At 39.7% G+C, this 15,679-nt stretch carries 8 protein-coding genes and 1 pseudogene; all 9 read right to left on the bottom strand.

The window, feature by feature from the left end:
• Positions 1–61 precede the first annotated feature (61 nt).
• The 9 genes and pseudogenes from PGW42_RS15440 to PGW42_RS15400 all read right to left on the bottom strand — a co-directional run bounded on the left by PGW42_RS15440 (position 62) and on the right by PGW42_RS15400 (position 15,556).
• On the bottom strand, positions 62–724 hold the full coding sequence (locus PGW42_RS15440; protein ID WP_270204057.1) for a vWA domain-containing protein: 663 nt from the start codon (positions 722–724) through the stop codon (positions 62–64).
• 161 nt (positions 725–885) lie between these two features.
• Positions 886–1,896 (bottom strand): O-acetyl-ADP-ribose deacetylase, encoded by a 1,011-nt coding sequence (locus tag PGW42_RS15435; RefSeq protein WP_270204056.1) that lies wholly within the window; start codon positions 1,894–1,896, stop codon positions 886–888.
• 2 nt (positions 1,897–1,898) lie between these two features.
• Entirely contained in the window at positions 1,899–2,297 is a 399-nt protein-coding gene (locus PGW42_RS15430) for a (deoxy)nucleoside triphosphate pyrophosphohydrolase (RefSeq protein ID WP_055297572.1), read from the bottom strand.
• 44 nt (positions 2,298–2,341) lie between these two features.
• Positions 2,342–2,494, bottom strand: a pseudogene (locus tag PGW42_RS16190) (DUF3427 domain-containing protein); the annotation flags it as partial.
• A 342-nt stretch (positions 2,495–2,836) separates the two neighbouring features.
• Complete coding sequence (locus PGW42_RS15420) at positions 2,837–3,568, bottom strand: hypothetical protein (protein WP_270204055.1); 732 nt, start codon at positions 3,566–3,568, stop codon at positions 2,837–2,839.
• The gene (locus tag PGW42_RS15415) at positions 3,565–4,434 is read right to left on the bottom strand and encodes a class C sortase (protein WP_270204054.1); all 870 of its coding nucleotides are present in this window, start codon (positions 4,432–4,434) and stop codon (positions 3,565–3,567) included. Before PGW42_RS15415 ends, PGW42_RS15420 begins: the two co-directional genes overlap by 4 nt.
• Positions 4,435–4,531: 97 nt before the next feature.
• Positions 4,532–6,088, bottom strand: a complete 1,557-nt coding sequence (locus PGW42_RS15410) for a SpaH/EbpB family LPXTG-anchored major pilin (protein ID WP_270204053.1) — start codon at positions 6,086–6,088, stop codon at positions 4,532–4,534.
• 33 nt (positions 6,089–6,121) lie between these two features.
• Positions 6,122–14,074, bottom strand: a complete 7,953-nt coding sequence (locus PGW42_RS15405) for a Cna B-type domain-containing protein (RefSeq protein ID WP_270204052.1) — start codon at positions 14,072–14,074, stop codon at positions 6,122–6,124.
• Between the two features lie 36 nt (positions 14,075–14,110).
• On the bottom strand, positions 14,111–15,556 hold the full coding sequence (locus PGW42_RS15400; protein WP_270235171.1) for an Rrf2 family transcriptional regulator: 1,446 nt from the start codon (positions 15,554–15,556) through the stop codon (positions 14,111–14,113).
• Positions 15,557–15,679: the final 123 nt, after the last annotated feature.

The following is a 15,679-nucleotide window of genomic DNA, read 5'->3' as shown; positions in this document are numbered from 1 at the left end:
GAACGGTACGCACGGTGGTGTGAGAGGACGGCGGTTAGTCACCGCCTCCTACTCGATTTCATCAATCTACGCGGCTATGTTGCCCGCGTTTTTTGTAATCTTTATCAATCCGCTTTTTCCAACTAGAATCAAGCGCTGCATTGCACCGAACAGCAGATATGGCATCATTTAATACTTCATAATTCAATGCAGTTCCTTCACAGTCACATTGATAATTGGCAGCTTTATCTGCGTCAATTCCAAAATGACTGGCTGTTTCAATCGCATCAATATTTGCGCCAAGAAAGAGAAATTTCCATCCATATTTTTCTTTTTGTCGTTCGATCATCTGCTTTACTTTATCATTGCTGTACATATGGCTTGCATTTTCCATACCATCTGTCATGATGATAAAAACGGTATGCTCCGGTACATCTTCCGTGCGCGCATATTTGTGGACATTTCCAATGTGATGGATAGCACCGCCGATCGCATCCAGGAGAGCCGTACAGCCGTACACAGAATAATCGTCTTCTGTCATAGAGGGAATCTTCTGCACCTCTACTCTGTCATAAAGGACTTTACTGTTATTGTTAAAAAGCACGGTAGAAATCAGCGCCTGCCCTGCCTCTCTTTTCTGCTTTTCAATCATAGAATTGAAGCCGCCTATGGTGTCCTTTTCCAGTCCGCTCATGGATCCGCTGCGATCTAAAATAAATACAACTTCTGTCAGATTTTTTCTCATACTAAATTTCCTCCTAAGTAATGGCTTATTTTGTTTGTAACTATAGGATACTGCCATTTTCAGGGGAAATGGTCGCATGAAAAGCGACACTTTTTATGGATCAGAAAATTTCTACAGAATCATATCAGGCGAATAACGCTGTGTGCAAAATTATTTTCTTCTTAGCCTCCAATCAGACTTTGATCAAAGGCAAAGAGTGCTTCATTGATTTCGTAAATACTATAATTTTGCTTCAAAATAAAATATTCAACGATTACGTCAAATTTGCTGGAATGAGACAGGGCAAATCCTGCTTTCATCAGCATATCCTGAATTTCCGGAAGCGGAAGCTCAAGTGCCAGCGCAAATGCAAGAACGGTCGGTTTGGATGGTTTGTAGTACTTGTCATTTTTAATCTTGGAAAATAATTTCCGGTCAATATTGGCTTTCTTATAACACTGAGAATCGGTCATTCCACTTTCATCAATCTTCCGAAGCAGCATTTCAGAAAAGCTTTCATCCATTTGCTGCAAGGCATCTTCCAAAGTTGCAGCCTTACTTAACGGTACATTTGATGGCTCTGGTAAAGATATGCTTTCACAGAGATCCATTTCCTGGAACTGCTTCTGGCGCCTCATTACTTCGGATGTTTTGTTAATGTGTGTTTCTACATAATGATCATCGATATAAGATGCAATATCAGAAAACAGTTTGCTGCTGATCCGATAAGCTGCTTTATCAAAAATGACGATGTATATCGTCATATCATTTTCCATAAGAAATGCGCTGATCGCGTCGATTGCAACCTTCAGCGCCTGAGCTTTCGGATAGCCGTAAATTCCGGAAGAAATCAGTGGAAATGCTATGGTTTCACAATGTTTTTCTTTCGCAAGCGCCAGGGATTTTTCATAGCAGGAAGTAAGCAGCTCCCGCTCATGAAACTGTCCGCCTCTCCATATAGGACCTACTGCGTGAATGACATAATTGCAAGGCAGATCATAGGCGTTTGTAATCTTTGCATCTCCGGTCTGACAGCCGCCTAATGTGCGACATTCCGTTAAAAGCTTTGACCCTGCTGCACGGTGAATGCAGCCATCCACTCCACCGCCGCCGAGCAGGGAAGAATTCGCGGCATTGACAATGGCGTCTACGGGCATTTTTGTGATATCATTTCTGACGATTTGTAATGGCATAATTAAGCATGCTCCTCTAAATATTTTTCAATCTTTCCAATCAGCGCCTGATCTGCCGGAAGCCAGTCTACGCTGTAAAGAGTCTCTTTGGTGAGCCATTTGGCAGCTTCATGCTCTTTTAGGATCAGATCGCCGGATTTTACATTACAGATAAAACAATCCATTGATAGGTGGAATTTTGGATAGTCATATTCTACGGTGTCAAGTAACTGAATGACTTCGATTTCCGTATCTAATTCCTCTTTAATTTCCCTTATGATGGCATGTTCTGGCGTTTCATCTGGTTCGATCTTTCCACCGGGGAATTCCCAGCCGTCTTTAAATTCTCCATAACCTCGCTGGGTTGCAAATATTTTATTGTCAGCAAGAATGATTGCTGCAACGACTCTGATTGTTTTCATGGTAGTTATCTCCTATTGTATAGTAGTGTTAAAGTGTTTTCGTTTTATCCATTTACAATATATTCATAAATATCTTCTCTCACCGGTGTATCCAGAACCAATTCGATCTCCACTGCTGTCTTATCCGTATTCGGCATAACGAATTCCTTTACCTGCCAGGTCGCATTCACGCGTCCAAGATAATAAACTTCTGAATTCCCAAGAAATCTTTTAGTTTTATTTTATCAGAAAGTTCATTTTGTTCAAGAAGCTTTTTGCTATTCTCCGCATCTTCTATTTTTCGTTTGAGTTCATCCAGTTGTCCACTTATCTTTTCAGCTCTCTGCTTATACAAATACAGGAATTACAGAAAAAACAAAAGACACTGGATATCATCAGACAGAATTTCACAGCACTGCTTAATGCTCCTCAAATATCAAACAACGATATCTCTCGTACCGTTGCACCACCACTTCAACATTAATGTCTGAAAGGTTTTAAACCATATAACACAAGAAAACTGATTCCACCGCAATGGATCAGTTTTCTTTAAATAATAGCTACTTCATTTTTCTCTTTTTATAGAGTCCTACAATCAAACCAAGACTAACAATCGCTATTAAAAACCATGCAACTATATTTGTTGTATCTCCGGTTTTTACCGTATTTATTATTTTCTGAATAGGATTGGGCTTATCCGGTTTTGAAGGTGTCGGATCCTTAGGCTTATCTGGATTGTTCGGTGGTGTTTCTGGTGAAACCCATTCAGCTTTTGGTTCTATCGTTACATTATATTCTACATTCCCATTGATTTCAGATGGAATATTAACAAGGAATGGAGCGGATTCAAATTTATCTGTACCACTTTCTACATTTCCAATCTGTGCAAGCAGGTAAATTCCTTCATCCAATTCTCCAAAACTCGTGCGTCCCGAAGTATCTGTTTCTTGCATTAATCCGGAAATATTATTTTCTTTCGCAAATGCAAACAATTGTTTTGCTTGTTTTTCTCTTGATTCTGCACTGGTATCTTGTAACGATATACCCGAATCTTTAAAACCATCTTCCCAGATCGGCTCATCATTTTTCATATATTGAATTGGAAATATCGAGAACTTTGCTCCGGAAAGAGTCACTTCTTTATCTGAGCTATTTCTTCCCTTGTAAATAATTTGAATGCTTCCTGTTCTGCTTCCTGCTTCAGTATGGATTGTTGAAATATCTATAAAATTACCGACAAGAAAAAGCATAACGAATAAAATAATGTGAATACTTCTTATCTTCTTTCTCACCTTACTTTCCTCCTTTTTCTATCTCGTATACTATAAATTACAGCTATCATCAACCCTATAAAAATTACTATAATTGTTACAATCAGCACTTTAGCAGTAAAAGATAACTCTGGTTTTATATTTGTATCAGGCTCTTGCTTTGTTGCCTCTTCATAAGGTATTCTCTCTCCACGAACTAAAAGTCTATGTGTGTTGATTGCAAATGGTGTACAAGTAACAAGTGTTGCATAATCCTTACCAGGTTCAATGGACAAGCTATCTGTCTCTTGTGGCAAAACCGTTAATATCTGATCAATCTGATATGCCAGGGTTTCATCTAAGACTTTAATGTAAAAAATATCCCCTACTTCCAGTTTATCCATATTGGTAAATAGTGTTTTTGTCGGAAGACCTCTATGTCCGGTCAGAACTGTATGTGTACTTTCTCCACCAACTGGAAGAGATGTACCCCAAAAATGTCCGACACCTGCCTGTAACACAGCTTCACTTGTTCCATGATAGATTGGAAGTTCTACATTAATCTTAGGAATACGAATGTATCCCATCATTCCAGAACCATCTACGTTTAACAGGCTCTCATAGCGAGCATCTATTTCCACATCTTCCTGCGAAAATGGATCAATCAAATCAATATTTCCCAGCATTTCCTTATTGTATACTCTCGCATCTTCCAGCATTTGCTCTTTTTCTGCCTTACTTAACTTTACGCTTTCCTCATCATAATAGGATACAACTTTGGAACCATTCTTTTCATTCAAGTAACTACTAAACGTTGGATATAACAATACGGAGAATGCAACCAAAAGCACGATCAGACGAATAATATCTTTTATTGTTATCTTCTTTTTTTTCTTCTTACTCTTCATTCCATTCTCCCTGTTGTTATACTTGGAATTGCGGTTACCTTCCGTGGAAGATAACCGCTCGTCCCTTAAATATTATCTTATGTCTCTAGTAAAATTATTATGCTTCTTTTCTTTTGTCACGGATGAAGCTTACTGCTACACCAAATACAAGAAGAGCTGCGATTACAGCAAATGCAATTGCTCCACGTCCACCAGTGGATGGAAGAAGGGAACCTGTGCTGTTTTCGATGTCGATGATTTTATCAGTTTCAACTGTTCCATCTTTGGAAATAGTCCAATTATTTACATCTGTATCTGTGCTCTTTGTGATTTTAATTACGACTGGTGCTGTCAACTTATTGAATCCGTCTGGTGCCTTTGTCTCTACTAAATAGTATGTTCCTTCTGCAAGACCATTGACACGGAGGTTGTAACCTTTTCCCTCAATATTTTCAACTGATTCAAATTCTGTAGTAGCAGAGGTTGAATCTACGACATAATTTCCATTGCTTCCTGTAACCTTAATAGGATTTGTTCCATTTTTTGCATCAGCTTCTGTTGTGTAAAGACTAAACTTTGCACCATCTAGCTTTACAGTACTATCTTTTTTAGTTTTTAAGATATCTAACGGATAGGTCGGTGTCTTTGCTTCACTTGGTGTTGTAGTTGTTGTATCAGTTGGATTGTTTCCGTACTCTAACTTAGCATTATTCTTTTCTGTTACAACTGCGTCTTTATTTACTTTTGCATAATATGTAACTGTAAATTCTTTTCCTTTGTTTGTCTGATTAGCTCTTACCCATTCAGATAAGTCAAGAGACATTTTTTTCTTGTTTGTTGAATCAAGTGTTGCTGTTGTAGGTGCTGTGCTTGCATCTGTACTTCCTTTTCCAAATGCTACTGCTACAGTAACTGTTGTAGCACCTTCTTCAAGAGCTGTTCCTGCTGCATCATTTACAAAATCAAGACCTGTTGATAATTCATCGTGGATTTTATATACATACTCTGCATATCCTGTTGTATCCGGGATAGAACCTGTTACTGTATATTTCACTACCTGTCCGATGCTTACTGTCTCTTTGTCTGCTGTTTTAGTAATGCTTGGTGCTTCTGTTTTTAAGTTTACAGTATTTGTATCTGCATCTACTGTAACTAAAGAAGACTGAATCTCTTTTCCACCTGTTACATATACAAGATAGTAACCAGCTGCTAAATTATTAAATGTATAAGATGTTTTGTTTTCTTCTGCGATTTTTCCAGAATTTGCTGTAGCTGATAAATTCTTTGTCAGTGCCTCTGCAGTAAAATCATTTGCAAACTTCTGTACTGCACCTTCTGTATCTTTAAGAGCTAAAACAGCTGCTGCATACTCCTCATCTGTTGTTCCCGAAAATGATGTTCCAAGGGCTGATTTAATTGCATCTTTATAACCAGTTTCAGTATTCACTGTATATGCATAGTTCTTTGATTCTGTTGTACCAGACTCTGTCACATCAAATAATTTGTACAGATTAATTGTCTGACCTTTCAAATCCTGTGCTGGTTCTGTTGATTTTACATTAACTGTAAGTGTGTGTTCTCCTGTTGCTCCTCCTGCGGCAAATGCTGTGACAGACATAGCCATCATCATAATCGCTGCCAGCATTAATGCCATGATTCTTTTCATTCTCTTCATAACAATTGTCTCCTTTTCTTGAGAATTTTTCTTTTATAGTTTTTCTGCTTTTTTATTTTCCTTGCATTTTTTATATCTCATTATGAAATATACCAGGAAAAGCAGAACAGCTATCAGGTAAATCAAATAGCTTCCGTATCCTCCGGTATCCGGAAGACCTGGGAAATGTCTATTAGTTATTGTGAAGGTAAATCCATCTTGCGATTTATCTATCGTTGTTGTATAACCAGTTACTTCCGTTTCTGTAACGGAATAGGTGTAATAATGAATGGTTCCATCTTCATCTGTCTGATATGCAGGCAAGCCTTTGATCACCTCCTGCCATGTAGATTTTTTCTCAGAACCATTTATTGTGTAACTCTCGTATCCCGGAACAATTTTTGTCTGTTCCTGTTGATTGCTGTCTGTCCAGGTACGAGATATTGTTACCTTAATGTTATCTGGACGTTTTTTATCCAGATTGTTTAGATCCTTCCAAACTTTATTGATTGTCAGCTTGATATGTTCATCACATGGATCCTGTGACTCGGATGGCTCCGGAGTATCACTTTCTCCTGTGTTCAATGTTGTTTTAGTATCTGCCATCAATACTGCTTTTGCTGGTGATTCATATGCTTTAAGCTCTGCTGTCGTAGACGAAGTATCATCTGTCAGCTTTGCATTTTGCAAAGTTTCATAGCTTTTTATCGAATTCATATGACCCAGCGTGTAAATATCCCATCCACTGGAAGTATCTTTTTCATAGCTTAGATTCAGCTTGTCTGAACCCTTTTTGATTTGATCCAGCGCTACATCCAGCTTTCTGTAAATACGGTAATTATTATTCTCGCCTTCCACCTTCTCCTGTGTGTTAGCTTCATATACAGAATCCAACTTACTCTTTCCGCTAAATGGTCCAACAAGATCTTTTGTTCCACGAACCACATCACAGTAGTACATGTTGTTGTTCTTCAAAAGTCCTTCATCGTTGAATCCAACAAAGCCACCACTTTGTCCGTCTTTTGTACCACCGTCATTGTTATTTCCGGCACCACCGGCATAGACATCATATCCTGTAGAAATACCATAGACATTACTGTCTGTAATCTTCGTCCGGTTTGCCTTGATTAAGTTGATACTAATGGTAGACTCTAAATCATTGTCTTTATCAATAATTCCATCACTGTTGCATGGCAACTTGATGGTAGAATCTCCGATTGTAATCACTGCAAAATCGGTTTCCTGCTTATTTTCTGCCGACTGTTTTACCAGAGCCACGGAAATATCAAGTCCCAGCAAATTCACATGAAGCAGATTTCCTTCACATAGAGCCTGTACTTTGATAATACCAAGATTGATATTTAATAAATCCGACTCCTGTATCTTATCCAGATACAATGCTTTCACAAGTTGATTTAAAATCGTAACCACTGCTTTTACAACTGTGGAATCCAGTTTTACATCTGCCAGATAAGCAAAACTCGTTCTTCCGGCAAATCCTCCGGCTGTTCCACCGGATGCGACCTGTTTCAATCCATGTGTCTGCTCCTTCTGATCTCCGGCATTACAACCTGCCATTCGAGCCAGATTCGCATATCCGATAAATCCTCCGGCAATCTGTTCTTCTCCTCCAGTACTCTGTACGGTATAACCGCCATCAATACCAGTTACCATGCTGTCATCAATATGAGAGCCAAAAACGTCCAAAACACCTAGTGCACCGCCTAAAAGCTGTCCCATATTATCGCCCAGAACATTTAATTTGTTGACATCTACTACGCCACTCTTACCAGAATAACCAATGAAACCACCGACACTGTTTGGTCCGGTTACATTACTAAGAGCTACCACTGTACTGTTTTTCACTGTACTGTTTAATAATGCACCGCCAAATCCTCCGGCATTTCCACTGTAAGTTACCTGATTGTTTTGTCCGGATTTCACTGCTTTCAATGCTGATACACTTAATCCATCGTCATTACTTCCACTTACGCTTCCGTAATATACATAAGTCCGAAATGCATCTAACACATCAAGCTGTCCCAGTTTTAACAGATATCCGAGAACTGATGTTTCGCCGTCTGCGGATACGGAAACGCCTGCATCCACATCAGCAATTCCAAAACATCCACCGGCATATTCTCCGGCAACTACAGATCGAATGCCATTTACTACCGGTCCTGAACCTTCGGTATCTTTCTTTCCCAATACTGTTCCAGAAAGGCTTCCGGCAAATCCTCCGGCGGCTGTTGCATAGGCTGTATTTTTACTGCCATCCGCATAAGCACCATTTACGATGATTCCCCAATCATCCCAGGCATTTACATCTGCATATCGGATGGTGGAAACTGTCGCATCCAAAACTTTAATTAAATCTGCTGGTGCACTGATCAGACTATTCAGCAATTTACTTAATAAGTCTTCTCCCGCAGTCGTATTAACAGAAGCAACGCTTCCCGGTTTGGAACTTCCTACAAATCCTCCTACATAACTGGTTCCATCTACACGTCGCAGTTTGCTGACCTGACAGACAGTTGCTGTATCAGCTCCCCAGATTTGTCCACCGATCATGCGTCCGATATATCCACCGGCATATCCGCATGTTTTTCTGGTATCTGTTCCATTCGACTGAACAGACAGACCACTTTGATATCCCTCCACGGAAGACTGCTTAATGACGGGTACAAACACATCCAGTACATTCAGCATCTGTCCCAGTTCTAATTTTAATCCGAGGATATTGACTCCTCCAAGGTTCGCTGCTCCTCCGTTTACCATCTCTCCGGCAAATCCTCCAGCGCAACGTAATCCCTTTACTGCTTTTGTCTGATAAGCATTTCCGTTGGTAATGGTGCCCGTCTTCATAGAACCAACATAACCTCCAGCTGCTCCTCCATTGGCTAATGTTGTTTCATCCCGATACTGGCTTCTTCCTGCGACAACTTGATAGCCATAAGCATATTTACTTAAAATTGCATCTAAAGCTTCCTGATTTTCCACCGTTCCATTTTTCGCAAGGTCACTTCCATAGCCACCGTATTTTCCTACATGCTCCACCCATGAATTCCAAGTCTTGTAATCCATCTTGGCAAGTGGACCATATACGGCTGTATTTTCTTCTGTCGGGTATACAATACTCAATGCTCCCAGAATATTGTCTGCCTTAACCAGTCCCCACAAAAGGGAAAGATTGCCTGCACTTGCGGTATCGGCTGCTTCCATCAATCCGGTAAATCCACCGGCAATTTCTGCACCATAGACTGAACGGATACGAACTGCTTCACAGGTACTTGTCGGTCCTGTATATTTGTTTCCTTTCCAGTTCTTAGTATTGTTTCCCCAGATATGACCGCCTTCGTTATGTCCTGCATAACCACCGGCTAATCCCCGCTGAACAGATTTCGTGGATTCTGCTTCTGCTCTTACTGCGCCACCACATGGAATACATGTAGTAGAACTATTCCGGATTGTCGGTACAAAATCTTGTGCAACGGATGCAAGACTATCTTTCACACTGACAAGTCCATTCAAAATGCTGGCATCTCCGAGAACGCTGGCAACATTTCCTGGTTCCAGATCTCCAACATAACCGCCCGAAGTAATCTGCCCGATCACATATGAGAAATTATAAGAATTTGAATCCTGTATGTGTCCACCTGATATCTTTCCGGCAAATCCTCCGGCATCTCCAAGTACATCATCTGCACTTGCATCTGACTCTGTATTCTTTGTAGATGCTATAACCGCAAAGCCTCCGGTATTTCCAGTAACATTGGAATGTTCTACCGTTGAAACCACAACATTTAATGCATCCAGTACATCGTTGATTCCGATTGCTGTTCCAAGAACACTCAAGCCTTTTCCAACTGATGCAGCCGAACCGATATCCATATAGCCAATGTATCCTCCGGCATATCTTGCACCGGTTACTGCATATGCACTCTGCTTTGTATTAAAGTAGCTGGAACCATCTGTATCTTCCAAATTTTTCGGTGTGGTTACAGTTGTATGTTTCAGGTTCGATACATCACAGGTGCTTACCTGTACACCGCTTCCATATCCGATAAATCCTCCGGCACTTCCGGAATTACTGTCAGCTGCTTTTATCGTATTTGCGGTAACGGTAAATCCTTCTTTTGATTGTATTCCTGCATATTGAACATACGGAATATATGCATTGATCAGATTTACCAGATCTCCGATGTTAATATTCAGCCCGTTGATACTTCCAAGAATACTAATTCCTTTTCCTGCCTGAGCCAGTGCTCCAGAATAAACATTTCCACCAAATCCTCCGGCATAGGACTGTCCGTTGACATGATCCAGATTGTATACGCTGTAATAATTGCCCTCGCCTGCTGCCTGATTGTTTACAGTTCCACTTTGAAAACTCCCAGCAAATCCTCCGGCTGTATCAGCAGTTACTCCACCACCAGACACATAACTGACTGTACATTGTGTATAGGAAGGGATTAAATACTTCACTGCATTTAATAATCCATTCGCACTGATCAAAGCTTTTATCTCTGTCTCATCTGCTACATCAGCAAGTCCACCTGTTGAAGATGTTCCTATAAAACCTCCAGCATTTCCATCTGTGTCATTTGCTGTCACTTCTTTTAAATTCTTTACATCTGACTGACTGATTTCGCAACTATTACTCTTTCCAATAAATCCTCCAGCTACATAATCAACCGATTCTCCATCAGCATTACTTCCTTTTGCCTGTACCGTAAATCCGCCCGTAATTCCATCAACATGAGCATCTGTGATTTTTACCCGGATTCCTTCTGCAACAGACAGGAGATTGCTGACATTTAATAAATGATTCAGTCCTAACAGATTCACTGTCAATCCATTTGCCCCGGCAAGATCACCCGGTCCAGCACAGCCTACAAAACCTCCACATCGGTTTTTAGCTGTCACTGACTTTAACTGGTGTAGCGTAACACTCTGTACATCGCCGCCAATCGCTTCTCCCAAAGCACCTCCGGCATAATTACCGGTTGCTGTTACTGCATACCCGGCATCCACGCCCGTTACTGTAACACTATGTACTGTAAATCCCAGAAAGCTTCCAACTCCTAATGTGTTATTTAAAAGACCAGTTACACTTGCAGTTGTTACACTTCCTGCAACTCCTCCGACACGATGTTCTCCTGCTTTTACACTCTCCAGTCCATTTAACATATTTTCTCTTTGTGATACATTTCCTGTATCCAAAGCTCCGTATTTCCAATAGGACAGTTTATTTAGATAATCGGCACTGGATTCTGCAAGATAAACGCCATCTCCACCTCCAAGAATTCCTCCAGCATAACTTTTACCGGCTTCTACTGATATCATCTGGCAATTCATATTACATCCAAGAATTGCCGATGGAGCGATTCCTGCAAGGGAGAGCAGCATACCTGCCTGATCCGGATTACTGGATAACAGTTTTGTCAGAAGATCTCCTACTGTCTTTAATAAACTTGTATTTGCCACTTCATCTTTGCCAAGGTTTGTTACCCATCCAACTGTTGCAATTCCGGTAACACCACCAGCATAATTTCCACTTGCTTTGACTGATATGCTTCCGGTCGCTCCACAGTTAATGACATAACTATTCGTCTGTGCTCCGGTAATTCCTCCCTGATAATTCTCGCCTTCTACTGTGACATTACTATCCGTAAGATTGCAATTCAAAAGCAAACTTTGTGGCTGAGTTACACGAACCAGTTCAATACCTACATCGCTCAATGTTCCCTGAATATCTGCATCCCGACAGATTCCGGAAAAACCTCCACCATACTCTTTTGATGTTATCGCATAAGTGCTGTTCTTTACGGAACAATTCTGAATGTCCGTTCCAACCTGTTGTCCAACAAAACCACCGATATAACTCTTATCGTTTTGTCCGATAGTTCCTGCCAATCCCTCTACACTACAGTTTCTGATATTTACATTTTTATATCCGGTTGGGATAAGCTTGCTTACTGGCAATGCGTTTTTCAAAAGAATAGTAATCAAATCTCCAAGTCCAAGACCCGGAATTGCATTTAACAGAGATGATAAAGCATCTACTGTTACACCTAACACTTTTGATAAACCACTGTACTGTGTAACTCCTTCTGTATATCCTACAAATCCACCCGTCCGGTCATTGATGTTCGATACCTGAACAGTTCCGGTCACATCACAATTTTCGATTGCAACATCTCCAACAATTCTTCCGGCAAATGCGCCAGTGGCATAAATCGTAGGATCTTCGGCTCTTGCATTTAAAAGCGCTGATAAGGTATCATGCAGATTTAATTTTACCTGTCCGAATGTTAATGCCCCAACAAGAACATCAACCAATCCACCTACCAGCCACCCAAGACTACTTGTCAAACCACTGATCAACGTCTGTGTATTCTTGTGTGTGTTAGAGTTATTTTGTACACTTACATTGTTCAATTCAATATTCGATACAGTAACTGTTCCTGCACTGACACCAATGTCGGCAACATTGACTTCATTTGTCACTGTCGCAAAAAATCCAATTCCAATGTATTTTGTGCCATCCATTTTTCCTGTCTGATTGACAGTAATATTGGAAATTACTGGTCGATTTACATTCGTTGACAATTCTGTTGCTTTACTGTAATCTGTAACACTTGCGTCATTTTGCCACAAGGTAGACTGACCATTTGCTTTTGCACCGATCATATTTCCTGAAAACATCAATGGTGTCCAGTTTGCACTTGACAGGTCAATATCTCGAAAAATAATATAATTGGCAGTTGGCGAATAAGTCTGTCCACTTGCTTTATCTATGTCCAGATTCGGTTCGATTTTTCCTGTTGCCTGGTTTACTCCACATTTGCCATGAATATTTGCTTTATGTGTTCCCAAACTCGCTTCTGTATCGCTAATCGCTCCTAAAGAATAATCTTTATTTCCATTCTGACTACTGGACAAATCAGCATCTCCACCATATAGCATAATTGGATTTCCATCAGAGTCAGTATCCAAATGCCACTTCAAAGCAGCATCTTCATATGCTTGATACACCGCTCCATATACAGTAGCTTTAGAACCAATTTCCCGTAACTGTTCTTCATTTCCAATCAGAATATAAGTCTTATCTCCAATTGTTTTTACAACCTGACCTTTAAAGTCACGCCCCTCGGTATCAGATACAGTAGTAACTTGATCCGCAAGAAGCTCCGGTTTATCTGAGCTGAACTTTTCAGATATTACATATTTATGTGTCTTGCTGTATGTCAGATACTCCTGATCTTCTCCATCCGGATAAATCATCTGTCCCATACCAAACTGTGGTGCATCATAATCCATCGACATAACTGGTTCGGTTTCAGATTCTTCCTGTGCAAGTACCATTAACTGATATGGATTGTATATGTAGATTGTATCCGTTTCCTTATCATACAGCGTTGGTGTTTCGTTTTCTTCTAGTTTCGTACCTGTGATAGTTCCGGTAAATGAATCCGGTACTAACCACATCTGTTCCGAGTTCATCTGGATGTCATTCATCAAAATGTACTGAGCATCTGCACCGTATTTCAGCTCTGTGCCTTCACTCTTTACTACTTCTCCAGAACCAATCTTTCCATCCTTATCACCTGTGTAAATATAAGCATCTGAACCAATCTGTTTTAACTGCTCGTAATTATAAATGCATATTTTACTATCCTTATAATAAGCATCTATATTATCTGTTGATTCCGCTTTAACATTTTCACCGGAAGATTCCGATTCGTTATTCTTCGAGTTTTCATTTGTTTCCTCCGATACCTTAGATTCGGATTCCATGGTGCCATTTATTTCATCTGAAACTGTGGATTCGGTTGATGCTTCATCATTGCTCATATTGGTTTCATCAGAAAGGACCACTTGACTCGTGTTAGTACCTGATGGATTCAGATCTGCTGCATCCGCAATATTCACTTGAGAAAATAAGATAGCCATACATAGTATTACTGCGATAATTCTGTTCTCTATCCTTCTTTTTTTCTTCATATCTGAACCTCTAATCTTTTGCCTTCATTTGTTACTTTAATTTTGCCTTTTTAACCAGTTTTGCTGCTTTGCTGCCTCCTGAAAGCATTGCATCAGCTGATTAGAAAACGCTCCGCATTCACCATTTGAAATCATCCGTATTGCTTCTTCAGGTCCATATTTTCTTTTGTATGGACGATCATTGATCAATGCATCGTAAGCATCAACAATCCCAACGACCTGTGCGCACATCGGAATCGCATTCCCTTTTAAACCGTCTGGATATCCTGATCCATCATATCTTTCATGGTGGTGTCTGCATATTTCATAGCTATATTTGTTCAGCTTTTCCGTTGTTATCCCCTCTGGGAATCTCTGGGTCATCGCTGCACCTACTAATGGATGTTGTTTTACTACATTCATTTCTTCATCTGTCAACTTTCCATTTTTATTCAAAATTTCAATTGGTACTTTTATCTTTCCAATATCATGAATCGGTGCCAAATGGGCTACTGAAGCAATTTCTTCATCCGTAATTCCGTATTCCGGATAATTCTTCTGCAATTGAAGATATACCTGTTTCGTATAGAAACTGATATCATCTTGATACCCTGATTCAACTATCTGATTATGATTCAATACAATAGTTAAAAGTGATACCATATCCCAATACTGCTTTGCCAAATCCTGTTCTTTCTTTACGAGTTCCTGTTCCATTCTTATAACTGTGTTCTGGACAATCTTCTCATTATGTAATGTAATAATTGCAGTATTCTCATTTGCATCTATATATTTTTTTGCTTCCATCCAAACATATTCATTCTTATCTTTTCCCGTAATTCTGCGATATGGAAGATCTTTTTCCATACATCCATCAACCAGGTTTTCTTCTAATCCTTCACTTGATAAGAAACCATGAACCATTTTTTTATCAGAAACATACACATATCTTTCTACATACTGGCTTATGAACTCTTCATAGCTTTCTGTATTTCTTACTTTCTCATACACTTCACGGATATGTGAGTACACACACTCGTAGCTTTTATCCTTCAAGTTCAGTTTTAACACAACATAAAATCGTCCAAAATATTCATCTTCTCCAGGGCGGATAACATCTGAAACTTTTACGCTCTCTAATTTATTATTGTATGTATTCTGCAAACTCAACAATATTTTATGTATCTTGCAGGTATCTTCTAAATTTCTGGAACAAAAACGATCTTCTTCCAAACAACGATTAATTGCCATTGTTTCCTCTACACACGATATAATTTTCATCAGAGAAATATTCTCCGGTTGTTTTGCCAGCATATAGCCACCATTTGTACCTTCACAGGCTTTTATGATTCCTGCTTGCTTTAACTTTTTTGTTATTTTTGGAATATAACTGGATGGAACTCTTAGTTCCTGAGATAATTCTGATGTAGAGATCATCTGCCTTTGTGCTGCCAGATAACATACGATTCTGATAGCATAATCCGTTGTACTTGTAAGCTGCATAGTTTTTCCCCCTTCCCTTAACTAAACTGAACTATTTCAAGTATTAGTTCGTCCTAAAAAAATAGTGGGTTCCTGTCGGACGATGAAATTGATTATTCAAAAATTTCCATCAATTTCATCAAG

Source organism: Coprococcus sp. TM115-187 (assembly GCF_027679115.1).
Classification (GTDB): Bacteria; Bacillota; Clostridia; order Lachnospirales; family Lachnospiraceae; genus Allocoprococcus; species Allocoprococcus comes.
This window is presented reverse-complemented; position numbering and strand designations above follow the sequence as displayed.

Coding starts and splice junctions, on each gene's coding strand:
- PGW42_RS15415 (WP_270204054.1), bottom strand. CDS start 4,434: ATGAAGAGTAAGAAGAAAAAAAAGAAGATAACAATAAAAGATATTATT.
- PGW42_RS15410 (WP_270204053.1), bottom strand. CDS start 6,088: ATGAAGAGAATGAAAAGAATCATGGCATTAATGCTGGCAGCGATTATG.
- PGW42_RS15400 (WP_270235171.1), bottom strand. CDS start 15,556: ATGCAGCTTACAAGTACAACGGATTATGCTATCAGAATCGTATGTTAT.
- PGW42_RS15435 (WP_270204056.1), bottom strand. CDS start 1,896: ATGCCATTACAAATCGTCAGAAATGATATCACAAAAATGCCCGTAGAC.
- PGW42_RS15430 (WP_055297572.1), bottom strand. CDS start 2,297: ATGAAAACAATCAGAGTCGTTGCAGCAATCATTCTTGCTGACAATAAA.
- PGW42_RS15440 (WP_270204057.1), bottom strand. CDS start 724: ATGAGAAAAAATCTGACAGAAGTTGTATTTATTTTAGATCGCAGCGGA.
- PGW42_RS15405 (WP_270204052.1), bottom strand. CDS start 14,074: ATGAAGAAAAAAAGAAGGATAGAGAACAGAATTATCGCAGTAATACTA.